The 16,737-nt window shown below is 37.7% G+C and carries 18 protein-coding genes; 6 read left to right on the forward strand and 12 right to left on the reverse strand.

What is annotated here, in order from left to right; all coding sequences use genetic code 11:
- Positions 1 to 16 precede the first annotated feature (16 nt).
- The 11 genes from RIB54_RS19315 to RIB54_RS19365 all read right to left on the reverse strand — a co-directional run bounded on the left by RIB54_RS19315 (position 17) and on the right by RIB54_RS19365 (position 9,966).
- On the reverse strand, positions 17 to 547 hold the full coding sequence (locus RIB54_RS19315; RefSeq protein WP_350102424.1) for an OmpH/Skp family outer membrane protein: 531 nt from the start codon (positions 545 to 547) through the stop codon (positions 17 to 19).
- A gap of 2 nt (positions 548 to 549) precedes the next feature.
- Positions 550 to 3,384 carry a BamA/OMP85 family outer membrane protein gene (locus RIB54_RS19320; RefSeq protein ID WP_350102425.1) on the reverse strand — a complete coding sequence of 945 codons (2,835 nt, stop codon included), beginning with the start codon at positions 3,382 to 3,384 and terminating at the stop codon, positions 550 to 552.
- Positions 3,385 to 3,387: 3 nt separating this feature from the next.
- Complete coding sequence (gene uppS, locus RIB54_RS19325; RefSeq protein ID WP_445901487.1) at positions 3,388 to 4,074, reverse strand: undecaprenyl pyrophosphate synthase; 687 nt, start codon at positions 4,072 to 4,074, stop codon at positions 3,388 to 3,390.
- A 112-nt stretch (positions 4,075 to 4,186) separates the two neighbouring features.
- Positions 4,187 to 4,927, reverse strand: a complete 741-nt coding sequence (porG, locus tag RIB54_RS19330; RefSeq protein WP_502879621.1) for a type IX secretion system protein PorG — start codon at positions 4,925 to 4,927, stop codon at positions 4,187 to 4,189.
- A complete protein-coding gene (locus RIB54_RS19335) occupies positions 4,924 to 5,997 on the reverse strand; it encodes a DUF6089 family protein (protein WP_350102429.1) in 1,074 nt (357 codons plus the stop codon). The genes porG and RIB54_RS19335 overlap by 4 nt, the downstream gene beginning before the upstream one ends.
- 73 nt (positions 5,998 to 6,070) lie before the next feature.
- Positions 6,071 to 6,946 (reverse strand): NAD kinase, encoded by an 876-nt coding sequence (locus RIB54_RS19340; RefSeq protein ID WP_350102430.1) that lies wholly within the window; start codon positions 6,944 to 6,946, stop codon positions 6,071 to 6,073.
- Between the two features lie 8 nt (positions 6,947 to 6,954).
- Positions 6,955 to 7,626: a CBS domain-containing protein gene (locus RIB54_RS19345; protein ID WP_350070043.1), complete on the reverse strand. Its 672-nt coding sequence runs from the start codon at positions 7,624 to 7,626 to the stop codon at positions 6,955 to 6,957.
- On the reverse strand, positions 7,610 to 8,377 hold the full coding sequence (locus tag RIB54_RS19350) for an alpha/beta fold hydrolase (RefSeq protein ID WP_350070040.1): 768 nt from the start codon (positions 8,375 to 8,377) through the stop codon (positions 7,610 to 7,612). Before RIB54_RS19350 ends, RIB54_RS19345 begins: the two co-directional genes overlap by 17 nt.
- Before the next feature lie 42 nt (positions 8,378 to 8,419).
- Positions 8,420 to 8,995, reverse strand: coding sequence for an anthranilate synthase component II (locus RIB54_RS19355; protein ID WP_350102431.1), 576 nt, complete (start codon positions 8,993 to 8,995; stop codon positions 8,420 to 8,422).
- Entirely contained in the window at positions 8,976 to 9,512 is a 537-nt protein-coding gene (locus RIB54_RS19360; RefSeq protein WP_350102432.1) for a CvpA family protein, read from the reverse strand. Before RIB54_RS19360 ends, RIB54_RS19355 begins: the two co-directional genes overlap by 20 nt.
- A gap of 1 nt (position 9,513) precedes the next feature.
- Positions 9,514 to 9,966: a GatB/YqeY domain-containing protein gene (locus tag RIB54_RS19365; protein ID WP_350102434.1), complete on the reverse strand. Its 453-nt coding sequence runs from the start codon at positions 9,964 to 9,966 to the stop codon at positions 9,514 to 9,516.
- A gap of 80 nt (positions 9,967 to 10,046) precedes the next feature.
- On the opposite strand from RIB54_RS19365, the gene RIB54_RS19370 reads away from it, so the two are divergent.
- From RIB54_RS19370 to rpiB, 4 genes are all read left to right on the forward strand, one after another.
- Entirely contained in the window at positions 10,047 to 10,775 is a 729-nt protein-coding gene (locus tag RIB54_RS19370) for a pyridoxine 5'-phosphate synthase (RefSeq protein ID WP_350102435.1), read from the forward strand.
- A 78-nt stretch (positions 10,776 to 10,853) separates the two neighbouring features.
- On the forward strand, positions 10,854 to 12,125 hold the full coding sequence (gene glyA / locus RIB54_RS19375; RefSeq protein ID WP_350102437.1) for a serine hydroxymethyltransferase: 1,272 nt from the start codon (positions 10,854 to 10,856) through the stop codon (positions 12,123 to 12,125).
- A complete protein-coding gene (gene tatC, locus RIB54_RS19380; RefSeq protein ID WP_350102438.1) occupies positions 12,125 to 12,976 on the forward strand; it encodes a twin-arginine translocase subunit TatC in 852 nt (283 codons plus the stop codon). Before glyA ends, tatC begins: the two co-directional genes overlap by 1 nt.
- On the forward strand, positions 12,973 to 13,401 hold the full coding sequence (gene rpiB, locus RIB54_RS19385; protein WP_350065129.1) for a ribose 5-phosphate isomerase B: 429 nt from the start codon (positions 12,973 to 12,975) through the stop codon (positions 13,399 to 13,401). The genes tatC and rpiB overlap by 4 nt, the downstream gene beginning before the upstream one ends.
- Here rpiB and RIB54_RS19390 read toward each other — a convergent pair.
- Entirely contained in the window at positions 13,391 to 14,803 is a 1,413-nt protein-coding gene (locus RIB54_RS19390; protein WP_350102440.1) for a hypothetical protein, read from the reverse strand. The genes rpiB and RIB54_RS19390 overlap by 11 nt on opposite strands.
- 287 nt (positions 14,804 to 15,090) lie before the next feature.
- On the opposite strand from RIB54_RS19390, the gene RIB54_RS19395 reads away from it, so the two are divergent.
- Together RIB54_RS19395 and RIB54_RS19400 are read left to right on the forward strand one after the other, a co-directional pair.
- Entirely contained in the window at positions 15,091 to 15,462 is a 372-nt protein-coding gene (locus RIB54_RS19395) for a ribosome-binding factor A (protein WP_350102441.1), read from the forward strand.
- Positions 15,383 to 16,687, forward strand: a complete 1,305-nt coding sequence (locus RIB54_RS19400) for an FtsX-like permease family protein (protein ID WP_350102443.1) — start codon at positions 15,383 to 15,385, stop codon at positions 16,685 to 16,687. Before RIB54_RS19395 ends, RIB54_RS19400 begins: the two co-directional genes overlap by 80 nt.
- The last annotated feature ends 50 nt before the right edge of the window (positions 16,688 to 16,737 follow it).

Raw genomic sequence — 16,737 nt, forward strand, 5'->3', positions numbered from 1 at the left:
TTTATAATCTGTAATACTATTTAATAACATCATTTGGATCTCCCAGACCCAACTCATCAAGAACATAATCGGTATAATCATGACGTGGATCTGTGTAAATCATTACTAAATCCCCTGATTTGTCAAATATTATAGCCAACCTCTGTTCTTTGCACACGCGTTCAACTGCATCAAACACCTGGTCCTGAACTGGTTTGATTAGCTCCTTCTTCTTTAAAAAGAACAAACCTTCAAAACCAAATATCTTTTTTTGATATTCTTTTAATTCAGTTTCTTTTGTAGCGATTTCGTCCAGTCGCTCTTTTTTCATATCAGCGGTCAAAAGTACCTCTTCAGCCTGAAGTTCACTGTACATAGACTTGATTTTTCGCGCCATTTCTTGAATTTCTTCTTGCCAGCCCAATGAAAGCTGATCTATTTCAGCTTGTGCTTCTTTATACTCTGGCATTTTGCTTAGCACATAATCAGTATCTACATAGCCGAACTTTTGACTATAACCTATGCTAAACGAAAATAATGCCAGAAATAAAATGACAAGCTTTTTCATGGTTATCTAATTTGCTGCCCAATGGTGAAATGGAACTGTGCTCCACTCTTCTCTGTCCTTCCAGGCAAGGTATCAAATCCATACCCCCAGTTGATACCAATTAGACCAAATGCAGGCATAAATATTCTCGCTCCAAACCCAGCAGATCGATAAATATCAAACGGATTGAATTGCTCAAAATTGCCCCAGTTGTTTCCTCCTTCAGCGAACACAAACCCATAGATAGTAGCTGCCTGGCCAGTAGTTACCGGGTATCTCAATTCAGCTACGAACTTATTATATGCTATACCGCCCCTTAGTTGTCCATTAGTAACTGGTGTGGCACCAAGACCAAAATTTGGAGGGGTTATGGCATTATTATCATATCCTCGAAGACCTATCACATCATTACCCAGAAGGAAGTTCTGACCTGCCAGTCCATCCCCACCAAGGTTAAACCTTTCAAATGGCCCTATTCCCAAATTTTTAGAATAAGAACCAATGAATCCAAAGTGTGCCCTGGTTTCCAATACCAGCTTCCCAACTAATGGGGTGTAATAACTGGCATCAAACATCCACTTGTGATATTCCAGCAATTTATATCTCTCCGAATTCTCTCGATCCCTAATTTCATCGGCCACCCTATTCTCAAAATCTGAAGGTGAACGCTCACTGAGCACAGGCTGTCCTTCAATCATAAATTCATTGTCAACTGCGGCTCTTGCACCTTCAATTTCAGAAGCATCAAGCTTCCAGAAATCCTCCTCTTTAAAGGCCGAGAATGGAGGCGTTAATGCAACACTCAAGGAAATTGAAGACCCCCTTGTGGGATACATCGGGTTGTCAATACTATTTCTTGATAATGTAGAGTTAAATACAAAACTGTTTGAGTTACCATTGGCATAACCAAGTCCTCCTCCCAGATAATTATCTAATGAGTATACTAAGTATGAGAATGAGTTTGTTAAGCTAAAGTAATTATCAGGCCATTCTAACCTTCTACCAAGCCCCACAGTAATGCTTTTCACTCTTAAATGTGCATCATATGATGTGAAAGACGGGAACACATCATTAACACCATCACCATCTGAGTCTGTACCAAATCTTGATCTCTGAATTGAATAGCTAAAACTTATTGAGAATGAATTAGGTTTTCTTCCTCCTAACCATGGCTCTGTAAATGATAATGAATAACTCTGGAACTGGCGTCCATTTGCCTGAGCTCTAATTGACAAGCGTTGTCCATCTCCAACTGGTATTGGAGTAAACTTACCTTTCAACATATTTCTTACAGAGAAGTTGTTCAAACTCAGTCCCAATGTCCCAACAAAACCAAAGGCTCCGCCCCAACCACCAGACAACTCAATCTGGTCATTTGATCTTTCAACCAATTCCCATTCAATATCAACAGTTCCATCTGCCGGATTTGGCATTGGAGTAGGATTGATTTGTTGTGGATCAAAATACCCTAGTTGTGATAATCTCTGCTGAGTTCTGATAATATCGGATCTGCTGAATTTCTCCCCTGGAATTGTCTGCAGTTCTCTTCTTATTACATGGTCACGGGTTCTTTCATTACCAGATATTATCACATTTTTGATTGTAGCCTGCTCGCCTTCATAGATTCTCATCTCAACATCAATCGAATCCCCTTCTACTGCCACTTCAATAGGTTGAACCCTGAAGAACAGGTACCCATCATCCATATAAAGACCACTAATATCTGGTCCTTTAGGATTGAAGGTTAATTTTTTATCAATCAGTTCCTTATTGTAAACATCACCTTTTTCAATAGCCAGGATTTTGTCTAACGTTTCACTCTTATGAACATAGTTACCTGTCCAGGTTATATCCCTGAAATAATATTTTCTACCTTCATTAACCTTCAAAGCTATATCGATAAAACGCTCGTTGAAGTCGTAGACTGAATCAACTACTATTTCTGCATCTCTATAACCTTTGGAGTTGTAGAAATCGATAACGCTTAATTTGTCAGTCTCATACTCTGACTTCACAAACTTGGTTGACTTGAAAAAATTGAGTTTTACGTTATCGTTAATGAAAGCCTTTAATTCCTTACCACTAACATCATAGGTTGAATCAAAAAACTCAACCACTTTCTTAGGTTTAAAGCCAAAGACCAATTCAGCAGCCCTTCTAAACAATGAAATCCTAATATTTTCATTAGTTGATTTCATCTTAGACTTTAACTTATTGTCACTTATATTTTCGTTTCCGACAAAGTAAATTTTATTGATTTTGACCTTAGCTTTTGGGTTAACTACAATTTTCAACTTAACTCCATCGGTGTTTAAAGTATCTTCCTGCTGTACGATTTTAACATCTGCATTTAAGAAACCTTTCTCTATGTAATGGTTTTTTACAGTGATTTCAGTGTTTCTGATAATTGCATCAGATAAGATCCTTCCTCTGATAAGGTTTAAGTCTTCCCTTATTTGTGATTCTTGTGCTCGTTTAACTCCTTCAAATGTAAAACCTGTTAATCTTGGACGCTCTGATAGTTCAATATTCAGATAAATCTTATCTTCTTCTATTTTATCGATTGTGATAGCAACATCACCCACTAAGCCGTGTTTCCAAAGTTTTTTAATTGCACCACTTATTTCGTCACCAGGGATATTCACATTATCGCCTATTTTTAATCCGGAAAGGGATATGAGGGCATTTTTATCCAATACCTTCAAACCTGTCACCTCTATTCCGGCTATCACATATTGTTGCGGGTTAGAATAATTCAGTCCATTCTGCTCCTCTTCCTGAGTACTTCTTCTTCTGAACTGACCATTAACATCAATTACGAATAGACACAATACCAACAAAAACAATACTTTTTTCATCAATCAAGAATTCACTTGTTCACTAATTCTACCAAACCTTCTTTCTCTATTTTGATAAGATTCAATTGCTTCATGCAAATCAACCTTTCTAAAGTCAGGCCATAATTTAGGTGTGATATAAATTTCAGTGTAGGCAAGTTGCCACAACAGAAAATTACTCACACGCATTTCACCACTTGTCCTGATCAGCAACTCTGGATCAGGGATATCTTTTGACATGAGGAATGAACGAAATATATCGTTATCTATTTCCTCAGGTCTAATTTCATTTTTAGCAGCAGCGGCTGCAATTCGCTTAACAGCGTCAACAATCTCCCACCTTCCACTATAGCTAAGTGCCAAGGTCAGGGTCAAACCAGTATTCCCTTTTGTTTGATCCATAGCTTCTTGCAATTCGTTCTGGCAATTACCAGGCAAAGTATTTAACTCGCCAATTGCATTAAGCTTAACATTGTTCTTCTGCAGCGTTTTTATCTCATTTTTTATAGTATGAACCAGCAACTGCATCAGTCCTTTAACCTCTGTCTGAGGTCTGGACCAATTCTCAGTTGAAAAGGCATACAATGTTAAATATTGAATACCTAGTTCCGCACAGCCCTCAGTCACATCACGCACTGCATTTATGGCATTTTTATGCCCAAAAATTCGTGCCGCCCCCTTACTTTTCGCCCACCTTCCGTTACCATCCATTATTACGGCTATGTGCTTAGGCAAGTTGTTGGAATCTATATGTAAGTCTTCAATATTCACAAGGGTGCAAAATTAACCTTTTTAAGGTAAAAAAAGGCATAGAAAACAATTTCTATCGTCTGTAATTTTTCTTATAAGGACTCGTTGGACAAGGGATTGTATAAAAAGAATAAGTCATTGATAATCCGATGAAAAAATAGTGGTCATTATCAAACCGATTTGCATATTGATAATCCTTCACCACTATATCTCCGGGGCCTACATTATCTAAATAGTCAAAAAAAGTTTTCCTCGCACCAAATTCCAGACCCATATACCATTTAGGATTCAGTACATACTTAAAACCAAGTCCAAATGGAATTGAAGGTTGAATATTGCTATATTCTTCAGGCTTATCGCCCATACCACTGACCCCAAAGATAGCCAGTCCCCCAAAGAGGTAAGGAGTCCATCTTATAATCGAATTTTCCTGTCGCCAGTTTAGGAAGTGGTATTCAAAAACAGTTGAGGCTTCCATTATAAAAATATTGAAACTGGCATCCCTTAATTCCCCAAATGCATCAATGGTTGTCTTAGCGTCACTGCCACTAAGCTTACCGGCTGTTAAGCCAACTCTAAAACTGATTTCCTTATTAAGGTTAGTTCTAAAAAATGCTGTTGCACCAGGCTGAATTGACTTTAAACTTATTCCTCTTGATAAGTCACCAATATATTTAAATCCACCCACTCCAAATCCTACTTCAGTCTCTTGACTAAATACAACAGTAGATTGTATGAACATTAATAAAAGCAAAAAAGGAAAACCAATTAATGACCTTCCTTTTAAGTATTTTCTATTTTGATTAAAAATCATCTAAACTTAGCTCTGGTGAAGGTAGCACCAATTATATAGGCTACTCTGATAGTTGTAACGAAATAAACATCATTATCGTCTTTGCCTCCCCTTAAATTATACTCTCCTTCATTACCATAGCCGTCAAAAATTCCATCACCGTTCCTGTCTCCTGCCGCAGCATTGATAAGTTCAAAGTTTCTTGGGCTACCGCTTACAGCTGCATTGGCCTCTCCACTTCTATCAGCAAGGTATCTTGCCAAATCACTGTTCAGCTTGCTGGGATCAACATAATTCTGGCTCACATCGTCCAAATAATCGGTAAATGTATAACGAATTCCAAACTCCACAGAAAGGTCAAATACCTGATTTAACCTGTATCGCCCACCTATACCAAAAGGAATGGCAAACTGGATCTGCTTATAAGGCTTAATACCTGAATTTACATCTGTAGCATCTAGAGTTGAATATTGACCCTCCGTACCCAAAGGCTCCAAATCTACCCACGTGCCTGCTTCAGGTAACCCGCTATCCTCACCCACATATGCTTGAGGGTTATGGTGAAAAACCGTAAGACCAATGTATGTATAAGGTGTAAACTGCACCCTACTGATATATGAAGCTTCATTTTTAAATAAATCAAAAACTCCCACTACTGTCAATTCCTTAATTCGATTTCTAAATTGAAGGTTTCTTACATATCTGAATCTTGCATCTTTATCGGTTGGATCAGCAGACTCAAAATCATCTCCTTTTATCGTTCCGTATAAAAATGAAGCCTTTAGTGTATATCTAGGGCCAAATCTGTGAGCAAAATCAATCCCAAATCCCGGTCTTGTAAAACTGATATCAGTGCTTAAAGCTCCTGATTTAGGCGACAGGTCTCCGAAATAATTTAGTGCATTTAAAGTTATTCCTATTGAGTTATACTTTTTATCAGCAGAAAAATTATTCTTTTTCCCTTTGAAGGAAGACATCTTCTTATTGTTTTTCCTAATCTTTTTTCTATTCAATTGAGCATATGAACTCTCAGTAACCCCGAAAAGGAAAACTACAAAAAATAGTAAAAGTATTTTCTTTGTGAATTTCATGATGAAGCCAGTAACACCAAACTTTAATTCGAATTAAACATCAAAAGTAAACATATTAATATTAAAGATAAAATTAATTTCTAACATCAAGACCCCAGTTGAGTTTTTGCCTCAATGTTTTGAAATAATTATTATCCTTCAATTGAATCAATTTAATTTTAAAATTGGCCTTTTGAACATTAAATTTTACACTATCATCAACAGTAGTTATACGACTGTCTAGCGACACAAGGTAATTTTTACTTCTTCCTTCTATGGTAAATGACAGCTTAGAATTGTCAGGAACAATAATTGGCCGTACGGTTAAATTATGTGGACTAACTGGTGTAAGAACAAAATTCTCTGAATGAGGCAAGACCAATGGCCCCCCACAACTAATGCTATAGCCTGTGGAGCCCGTTGGTGTGGAAACAATTAAGCCATCTGCCCAATAAGCATTTAGGAATTCATCATCAATATATGCATGAACAACAATCATTGAGGAGGTGTCCTTTTTCAGGATAGCAAAATCATTTAAGGCAAAATTATATCCGTTAAATAATTTATCATCAGTTTTTAGCTCAATAAGTGAGCGCTCATCAAACTGGTATTTTTGCTCAAACAATTCCTCAAGAGAGCTTTCAATATTCTCTTTAGAAGTTGTAGCTAAAAACCCCAACCTTCCAGTATTAATACCTAACAGAGGGACATTCCCATTGCCAACATGAGTTACAGCATCCAACAGAGTTCCATCGCCTCCTAATGTGATTAAGGCATCAAGTGAGCTTATATCATCACCAGTGGAATACACATTGAAGCTATCAGAATTAAGTTTATGCCTTTTTAAGATTTTGTGAAAATGTTCAGATACAATAATATCTGTACTGTTTGCAGATAAAATTGCTAAAACGTCTTTTATAAGTTGTAACGTTTCAGCGCCAAATTGCTTACCATGAATACCAATTTTCATAATTAAGATTAGATATCCAGGTATCTTAAAAGTAAATCCAAACGATCCTTTTGGCCTTCCTCTATTTTAGTCTCTTGAAATCTTGCAATTATTTTATATCCAAACCTGTCAAGTGTGGCAATAATGGCAGTTAAATCGAGTTTATTAATCTTAAGTGTAACCCTAAGTTTTGAGCCATCCAACTCATCTTCCTTTACACTACTGCTCAATATTTTGGCGTTATTCTCTTCAATCAATCGACTGATTTCGGCTAAAGAATAATCAATTTGGGACATGGATAATACCAGAATGCCCCCTGGCATGTGCACCGCAGCCGATTGAGCAAAAGCAGTAACGGTATCTTGCACAGATATTACGCCAATATATTTGAGTTCATCATCAAGAACACCAACCATTTTGGCTTTATTTTCAGCTGCTACCTTTAACACATCATAAAAATGTGTGTTCTTATTAACTGAGCAATTTTCGTTTTGCAACTTAAAGTCAGCAACAAGTTTGTCCACATCATTAACTTCAAGGATCATGTCTTCAGTTAATATGCCTTTGAAAAGTTCATTATCAACAACTGGCAACTCATTTGATCGTAATTCCTCCATCCAAAGCATGGCCTTATGAGCATCATCCTTCAGTTTCAATGGGGGAATCATATGGTTAATCAATTCTTCAGCTATCATGTCCATGGGCCTCTAAAAATTTACTTAAAATCCGATTAAATTTTTCTGGATGCTCCATCATTGGTGCATGACAGCACTTGTCAACAAACTCAAGTTGTGAATTTGGTATTAGCTTGTTGAATTCATGACCAACATGAGGTGGGGTAATGGTATCATTTAGTCCCCAAACCAACAATGTAGGTTGCTTTATTCTTGGAATTTCCTTTGCCATATTATGGCGTTGAGCAGATTTTGCTATTGCCACAATTCTCAAGCATTTAGGAATACTTTTGGTTGTCTCAAAAACTTCATCTACCAGCTCTTTAGTGGCTGTAGATGGGTCATAAAAAGTATACTCCACTCTTTCCCTTATGTATTCATAACTCCCTCTTTTAGGAAAAGAGCCTCCCATTGAGTTTTCGAAAAGTCCAGAACTACCCGTAAGCACCAGGCTTTTTACCTTATCAGGGTTTGCAAGTGTATACATTAATGCAACATGTCCACCTAAAGAATTCCCTATGAGGGTCATGTTCTCAAACTTTTTAAGTGCTATAAATTTTTCCACAAATTCCTGAAGCCCCTCCAAACCTGCCTGACGTATGGGCATTTCATAAATAGGTAATAAAGGAATAACCACTCGGTATTTCTCCTTAAAATTATTGACTACCTCCTCCCAATTACTCAAAGCACCAAACAACCCATGAAGAAGCAACAACACTTCTCCAGAGCCTTCATCAATGTATTTAAATTCCCTTTCTTCCCTTATAGCTAAAGACATTCGTAAAAATTTAGTTGATACAAAGTAAACAAAAATGCTGAATTATACTCCTAACTTATTATAATCTACCCAATTTTTGAGCATCCGAAGTCCGTGCTCTGTCAGAGCGGCCTCAGGATGAAATTGCAAGCCCCAGACAGGTAGTTTATTATGTTTTATTGCCATTACCTGACCATTATTTGCAGTTGCAATAATATCAATATTGGCATTAGGCCTGTTATCCAATATCAATGAATTATACTGCACAGCATTAAAAATCTCAGGAATATTTTTAAAAATATCATCCTCTAAATGGCTAATAGAAGTGATTTTTCCGTGTCTTGGGTGCGGTGCTTTGATTAGGTTCATTCCATAGTACTCACCAATGGCCTGATGTCCAAGGCATATTCCTAAAATAGGTATTTTCTCAGCGTACATTGATAAGACCTCCATCAGACAACCGGCTTTTAACGGGATTTCAGGTCCAGGAGATATAATTAATGCAGTGGGTTTTAAATCCTCAATAACGTCAATACCTACATTATTCCTTACCACATCACATTTAACTCCCAGTTGCAAAAAATAATCAACAAGATTAAAGGTGAAGGAATCAAAGTTATCAAGAAGAAGTACTCCCACTTAAAAGCTTTTGAATATGGTCAAAAAGGTCATTTGTATATGGAACAACCCCGGAAAGTAACTCAACTAAAGTTGGAGCAAAAGAAACAATAGGTTCGTACAAAACAGAACCTTCTACCCACTCTTCTGAAAAAACAATTCCGAAAGACGCTGTTAACCAAAGCACAACACTAATACCGAAGGCCCATTTCACCACAGAAAGCGCTGCCCCTGCAACATTATCAACTGTACCTAAAAGTGTCAGGTCAAGAATTTTCTTAAAGGCCTTGCCTATCAAATTGGTTAGCAAGATTATTCCAATGAAAATTGCAATAAATGAAATATAAGGGAGCAGCTCCCCACTGATATCGAAATATTGATCTAACAAATCCATGCCCCAATGCATCAGCTTAAACCCTCCGATTATTGCCAAAACAAATGATACTATAGCCACTACTTCAAGTACAAAGCCCTTTTTGAAACCTCTGTAGGCACCAAAAACCAATGGCGCCAGAATAATAATATCGAGCGTATTCAAGCTAGTTAGAAAGTAACTTTTTTACAATTTCTGAGATTTTTTTGCCATCAGCTTTGCCTGACATTTCTTTAGAAGCGCTACCCATTACTTTGCCCATATCCTGAGGGCCAGAGGCACCCACTTTACTGATTATACCTTTAACAATTTCTTCAATTTCCGTTTCAGACAGCTGCTTTGGCAAATACCGGTTAATTATTTCAAGTTCAAAAAGTTCTTTGCTAGCCAGGTCATCCCTGCCCTCTTTGGCATAAATATCAGCTGAGTCCTTTCTTTGCTTCGCTTGTTTGGCCAATAATTTCATCTCTGCTTCGCTTTCTAATCCCTCTCCGGCTCCCTTTTCTGTCTCAGCTAATAAAATGGCTGATTTAATCGCCCTTAGTGCAGTAAGCTCTTCCTTTTTCTTCTGAAGCATTGCTTGTTTGATGTCACCGTCAATTTGTTGCTTAAGACTCATATAATTTGAATTTTGTTAATTATCAATTCGTTTACTTTGTAATTCAATCGGTTCCAAATTTATAAAATATAAAAATGCCCATGACCCGTCTGAGTGTAAATATTAACAAATTTGCCACTATAAGAAATGCCAGAGGTGGTAACAATCCAGATTTGATCCAAGTTACGAAAGACTGTGAGCGTTTTGGTGCTCAGGGTATCACGGTGCACCCGAGACCAGATGAAAGACACATAAGAAGGTCTGATGTTTTAGCACTAAGTAAAATAGTAACTACAGAATTTAATATTGAAGGCTACCCGGACCAGCGATATATGGATCTTGTTTTACAAGTAAAGCCAGCACAGGCCACACTAGTGCCAGATCCACCTGATGCCATCACCTCAAATGCCGGTTGGGACACTATAAAAAATGCTGACTTCCTTAGAGAAGTAACACACGCACTAAAATCTGCTGGCATAAGGACTTCAATATTTGTTGAACCAGTATCTAAAATGGTTGAAAATGCTGCCAATGTTGGCACTGATAGGATTGAGCTTTATACAGAAGCTTATGCCAAGGGCTATTTTAGAGACAAAGCAGTAACCGTTAGACCTTATGTAGAAGCTGCAAAAATTGCGCATAGTGTTGGACTTGAGGTTAATGCCGGTCATGACCTTGACCTTGATAACCTCAGGTATTTTAGAGAGCAAGTACCTCATCTTGACGAGGTTTCAATTGGACACGCGCTGGTTTGCGATGCCATCTATCTTGGGCTTGAGAATACAATTCAGATGTATTTGAAAGAGGTTGGGTTTTATGATATCAAATAAATTAAAGGGCTCACAATTATTATTGGTAATCTCTAAGGCTTAGCTTATTTTTGGGCTTTATTTTTTAGAGCCCTTATTATGCAGAGAGATACGACTATTTTCGATCTAATATCAAAAGAAAAAAACAGACAGCAATCCGGCATTGAGTTAATTGCCTCAGAAAACTTTGCATCACCTCAGGTGATGGAATGTATGGGCACGGTTTTAACCAATAAATATGCTGAGGGCCTGCCTGGAAAGCGATATTATGGCGGATGTGAAGTAGTTGATGAGATTGAAAATCTTGCTATTGATAGGGTAAAAGAACTTTTCGGTGCTTCATGGGCCAATGTGCAGCCTCACTCAGGCGCTCAGGCGAACGCAGCTGTTATGCTTGCGGTACTAAACCCCGGAGATAAAATATTAGGTTTTGACCTTTCTCATGGCGGCCACTTAACACATGGTTCTCCGGTTAACTTCTCCGGGAAACTTTACAACCCTTCTTTTTACGGTGTTGAAAAGAGTACTGGGCTGATAGATTGGGACGAAGTAGTAAAAACTGCTAAGAAGGAGAAACCAAAATTGATTATCTGTGGAGCTTCAGCCTATAGCCGTGATTGGAACTATGAAAAATTAAGGGAAGCGGCTGATGAAGTAGGCGCATTATTATTAGCAGACATCTCGCATCCGTCAGGATTAATTGCCAGAGGCTTGTTAAATGATCCGATGGAATTCTGCCATATAGTAACAACTACCACCCACAAAACATTAAGGGGGCCAAGAGGGGGATTGATTATGGTAGGTGAAAATTTTGATAACCCGTTTGGATTGAAAACACCAAAAGGAGAATTAAGAAAAATATCTTCATTATTAGATTCTGGAGTATTTCCAGGAACTCAGGGTGGGCCATTAGAGCATGTAATAGCAGCAAAAGCTGTGGCATTTGGCGAGGCTTTGTCTGATGATTATATGAATTATGTAGTTCAGGTGACTAAAAACGCTAAAGCTATGGCCAAAGCATTTTTAGATAAAGGCTATGACATCATTTCCGGAGGAACGGACAACCACATGATGTTAATAGACCTTAGGTCGAAAGGCCTGACTGGCAAAATCGCTGAGAATACCTTGATAAAAGCTGATATTACCATTAATAAAAATATGGTGCCATTTGATACAGAATCACCATTCGTTACATCAGGCATGAGAGTTGGTTCTGCGGCAGTAACTACAAGAGGTATGAAAGAAGACGATATGACTAAAATTGTTGATCTTATTGACAAGGTTTTAGCTAACCATGAAGATGAAGCAATCATTTCTGATGTTAAGTCAGAAATAAATGCCTGGATGAATAAATTTCCTCTATATCAATAGTGGCCAAATATTTAGATCAGCCTGAAGAAAAAGAGATGTCGTTTCTTGACCACCTTGAGGAATTAAGGTGGCATTTAATACGGTCTGTCATAGCTATACTAGTATTTAGTATAGTGGCATTCATTTCTGTTGATTTTGTTTTCAATACTGTAATTTTTGGGCCCGCACGCACGGATTTTTGGACTTTTAAAGTGCTTTGTCAATTGGCAGAAATTGTCAATACACCTGCACTTTGCATCGACACACTGGATTTCAAAATCCAAAGCCGTCAGATGACAGGACAGTTTACCATGCACATCACATCATCCTTTGTTATTGGACTCATTGTAGCTTTCCCATATGTATTTTGGGAGTTCTGGAGGTTTATTAGCCCTGGGTTGCACATGACAGAAAAGTCTATTTCCCGAGGAGCCGTCTTTTCTGTTACTGTTCTTTTTACGATGGGAGTGATGTTTGGCTACTTCATTATGTCTCCATTGGCGGTGAGCTTCCTTGCTGGTTATCAGGTTAGTGATTTGGTAAACAATGAATTTGATATTACTTCGTACATTTCTACATTAAGCTCGCTGGTATTAGGCAGTGGCTTACTTTTCCAGCTTCCAATAGTAGTTTATTTCTTGTCGAAGTTGGGAATAGTTACCCCAACCATGATGAGGCACTACAGGAAACATGCTGTTGTGGTGATTCTAATTCTGGGAGCAGTATTTACTCCACCAGACCCATTAAGCCAGATTCTTATCGCTTTACCGTTGTTCGGCCTGTATCAATTTAGTATATTTATTTCTGCCGGGGTACATAGAAGGGCGGCCAGAAAAGCAAAAAAAGAAGAATTAAAATATAAGGACTCATGAAGATAGCGATAGGTGGTGACCATGCGGGATTTGAATACAAAGCTGCGATAATAGAAGAGCTAAAAAAGCAAGGTCATGACGTTCAAAACTTTGGTACTGACACTGCTGATTCTGTAGACTATCCAGACTTTGCCCATCCTGTTTCTTCTTCTGTAGAAGGTGGCGAAAATGAATTGGGCATCTTAATCTGCGGTAGTGCCAATGGTGTGGCAATGACCGCCAACAAGCATCAAGGGATAAGGGCTGCCATTTGCTGGAATGAGGAGTTAGCCTCTCTTGCCAAGCAGCACAACAATGCCAATATTGTTTGTATACCTGCCCGGTTTATTGATTTAGAATTGGCCAAAAAAATTGTTACTACATTTCTTAAAGAACCTTTTGAAGGTGGCCGTCACGGCAGAAGGGTAGATAAGATTAGTTGCTAGCCTTTAGATGATAGTTACCATCCCTTCCTTTAAAGTACAATTCTTTTAATCCAGGAATTTTGTCAAAGATTTTTGGCATTCTATTATTGCTATCAATAATAATATCTGGTTTGTCATTTACTATCCCTTCATGGATCAAGGTTAGATTATCATAATAATCTAAGTTATTAAAAACCTCCTCTGACATCTGCCAATTCAAGAAGGGCGTAGCTGATTGAGCATAATAATATGGTCTTATGTTATCGTCAAGAACGAGTATTCTCTCTCCTTTGATTTCTTCATAATTTTTAAGATTGACTACATAATCCTTATCATCAAAGTATTTTCCAAACCATTGAGGAGTGCTATAACTGAACACCCCAGTAGTAACTGTACCTACCAAGAATAGCATGAAGGATATTTCTGCCAAACCTCGCCTTCTATAGATAAGAAAATGATGGGCTATGTAAAAGGATGCTATAGGGATCAAAATAAGATATACCGATGGGCTGTATTCATCACTGATCAGTATAAAACCAATACTAAAAATCAACCATACGATCATAGACTGGGTCAACCTACCTTGATAATTGGTAAGCCGCGCTCCCTGCACCATTCTAAAAAGTGCCATAAGGAAATAAAATGCAGGTATAGCAAACAGTATCAGCAACTCGCCAAATGAAAAGTACCATATTTTCCCAATCACCAAAAAAGGCGAAAGAAAACTGTACATAAAGTCAGTAAAGCGGTTGGTTAAAAAGAAATAGCTCCCTGCTATCAGAATGGGTAGAAAAAACCCAAACAACATCATCAGATATCTGCGGCCAACGGTTCCGGTAAACAGGGCAAAAATTAACAGTGTGCATATGGCAAAAATGGCAAACTGCTGATAAGAAACAGTTGCCAGTCCAATAAATAAGCCAATATTGAGTATATCTTCATCTCTTTTTGACCTGAATTCAATATGCTGAAATATATTCCTCAGTGCTAAAAGTAAGAATGTTAGCCCTATTAAAAAGGGAGTGAGCGTGAACATATCATAGCAAATGGAACTCAGCAATGCATAAATTATACCCGGCACATAAGTGTTCTCAGCATAGGCCTTGCTGTTTATCAAAAAAGAATTGAAAATGAATATTTGACAACAGACTAATATGTAGGCTAAAATTTGATAGGTCAATTGAGACCTGCCAAACAGATAGTCAATTCCATTATAAATGAAGGCACTTAAAGGAGCAATACAATCCCAAACTTGCGAATACAACTTAGCACCTCCAGTTAGCTTTTCACCAACCAGCATATAATTAAGCTCTGGAAGTGTTATTAAGTCAGAACTTATAAAAACCGGGAGTCGAATGATCAGTAACAATAAGAATATTGTTATAAGTCTGTACGGATCATTTATTCTGAAGTATCTAAGCAAAATCTATGGAATAATTTAGCCACGAAAATAGCCAATACTTAAAAAGCCACACATGCATTTGTATAAAATTGTATGAGGCTTCTCTATAAACTCGAAAAAACTAATTAAACCCGTGCTATTTGATAGAATCTTGCTAGTACAAGATTCTATCAAATAGTGACGAAAAATTCTTTAATGAAGAATTTTTTGTCAGGATAACCCAGACATCTGCCCAATGGCCAATCGTCTGTCATCATGACAAACTGTACCGTTAGGTATAATTGGGGTTAAATACAGATATTTGCATCATGAAAGAAAGTACTCGTCAGCTTAAATACTCTAAATTAATCCAAAAAGACCTCAGCGACATTTTTCAAAGAGACAAAATGGGGGTGTTTGCAGGTTCGTTTGTCACGATCGCTGATGTCAAAATGACTCCAGATCTCAGTATTGCAACCGTATATCTTTCCATGCTTATGGTTAAAGATAAGGAGGCCTTGCTTGATAAAATCAATGACCATAAAAATGAAATCCGAAGGGATCTTGGAAACAAGATTGGTAAGCAAGTAAGGATTGTTCCTGATCTGCGTTTCTTTATTGATGAAGTTGAAGAAAGTGCTTCTAAAATTGATAAGCTTATCGACTCACTTGATATTCCACCAGCAGACGAGGAAGAATAATTTGAACCTTTCATTTTTTATAGCACGCAGATATTTCTTCTCTGGCAAGAAGCGAAATTTTATCAATATCATTTCCCTGATATCCATGGCTATAGTGATGATTTGCACTGCATCACTAATAGTCGTTCTTTCCGTATTCAATGGCCTTGAAGATTTGCTACGTTCTATCTACACTGCATTCGATCCACAAATAAAAATTGAAGCTACTAAAGGCAAGTCCTTTGATGTATCAGACCCTTTTTTGGAAGAGATTAAGTCCATAGAAGGTGTGGCTTTAATAACAGAAGTTATCGAAGATTATGCCTATGTGAGGTACCGTGAGGCCAATATGGTAGTAACTATAAAAGGTGTTAGTGACAATTTCATAGATCAAAAAAGGATTGACAATGCCATTGTAGCCGGTGAACTGAAGCTAAAGAAGGACAATGTCAATTATGCCATTATCGGCAGGGGCGTGCAGTATGCGCTTTCTATAGCTCCCGGCAATGACATGTACCCGTTACAAGTGCATTACACCAAAGATGTGAAACCGGGACAGCTCGATGTAAGCAAGCTTTACAGCAGAAAAAATATCCTGCCAGGAAGTGTATTTGCCATTGAGAAAAATTATGATGAGAACTACATATTTGTGCCTTTAGACTTCGCACAAGACCTTTTAGAATATGGAAACAAAAGAACATCACTCGAAATAAAATTGGAAGAGGGAGCCGATCTCATTAACGTTCAGGAGAAGCTGCAAACTACTTTGGGAGACGGATTTGCCGTATTAAATAATGACCAGCAACATGCTGACCTATACAAACTACTCAATATGGAGAAGCTCTTTGTTTTTATGTCTTTCTCATTTATCCTGGGAGTTGGGTCTATCAACATTTTCTTTTCATTATCCATGTTGGCCATCGAAAAGAAAAAAGATATTTCTGTTTTGTATAGCCTTGGAGCTACCAATAAATTAATAAAAAACATTTTCCTTGCAGAGGGAGCAATAATTTCACTCGGTGGTGCAGTACTGGGCATGTTTCTAGGTGGGGCCATATGCTGGCTTCAACAAAACTTCGGATTAATATCTATGGGAATGGAGACTGCAGTACTCGAAAACTACCCTGTAAAAATGCAAGTATTGGATTTTTTCTACACTGCAATAAGTCTTATTATAATCACCTTGATTATATCGTATAGACCTGCTATCATTGCCACCCGTTACGGCAATGTGCAGTACCTGTAGCTCCATAATACAGACAAGTTAAACCACTTATCTGCTGATTTGAACCACTA

Source organism: Fulvivirga sp. (assembly GCF_040218215.1).
In the GTDB taxonomy this organism is placed as follows: domain Bacteria; phylum Bacteroidota; class Bacteroidia; order Cytophagales; family Cyclobacteriaceae; genus Fulvivirga.

Coding starts and splice junctions, on each gene's coding strand:
- RIB54_RS19315 (WP_350102424.1), bottom strand. CDS start 547: ATGAAAAAGCTTGTCATTTTATTTCTGGCATTATTTTCGTTTAGCATA.
- uppS (WP_445901487.1), bottom strand. CDS start 4,074: ATGGATGGTAACGGAAGGTGGGCGAAAAGTAAGGGGGCGGCACGAATT.
- RIB54_RS19335 (WP_350102429.1), bottom strand. CDS start 5,997: ATGAAATTCACAAAGAAAATACTTTTACTATTTTTTGTAGTTTTCCTT.
- glyA (WP_350102437.1), top strand. CDS start 10,854: ATGCAGAGAGATACGACTATTTTCGATCTAATATCAAAAGAAAAAAAC.
- porG (WP_502879621.1), bottom strand. CDS start 4,927: ATGATTTTTAATCAAAATAGAAAATACTTAAAAGGAAGGTCATTAATT.
- RIB54_RS19350 (WP_350070040.1), bottom strand. CDS start 8,377: ATGTCTTTAGCTATAAGGGAAGAAAGGGAATTTAAATACATTGATGAA.
- RIB54_RS19320 (WP_350102425.1), bottom strand. CDS start 3,384: ATGAAAAAAGTATTGTTTTTGTTGGTATTGTGTCTATTCGTAATTGAT.
- RIB54_RS19345 (WP_350070043.1), bottom strand. CDS start 7,626: ATGGACATGATAGCTGAAGAATTGATTAACCATATGATTCCCCCATTG.
- RIB54_RS19370 (WP_350102435.1), top strand. CDS start 10,047: ATGACCCGTCTGAGTGTAAATATTAACAAATTTGCCACTATAAGAAAT.
- rpiB (WP_350065129.1), top strand. CDS start 12,973: ATGAAGATAGCGATAGGTGGTGACCATGCGGGATTTGAATACAAAGCT.
- RIB54_RS19340 (WP_350102430.1), bottom strand. CDS start 6,946: ATGAAAATTGGTATTCATGGTAAGCAATTTGGCGCTGAAACGTTACAA.
- RIB54_RS19400 (WP_350102443.1), top strand. CDS start 15,383: ATGAAGTTGAAGAAAGTGCTTCTAAAATTGATAAGCTTATCGACTCAC.
- RIB54_RS19365 (WP_350102434.1), bottom strand. CDS start 9,966: ATGAGTCTTAAGCAACAAATTGACGGTGACATCAAACAAGCAATGCTT.
- RIB54_RS19395 (WP_350102441.1), top strand. CDS start 15,091: ATGAAAGAAAGTACTCGTCAGCTTAAATACTCTAAATTAATCCAAAAA.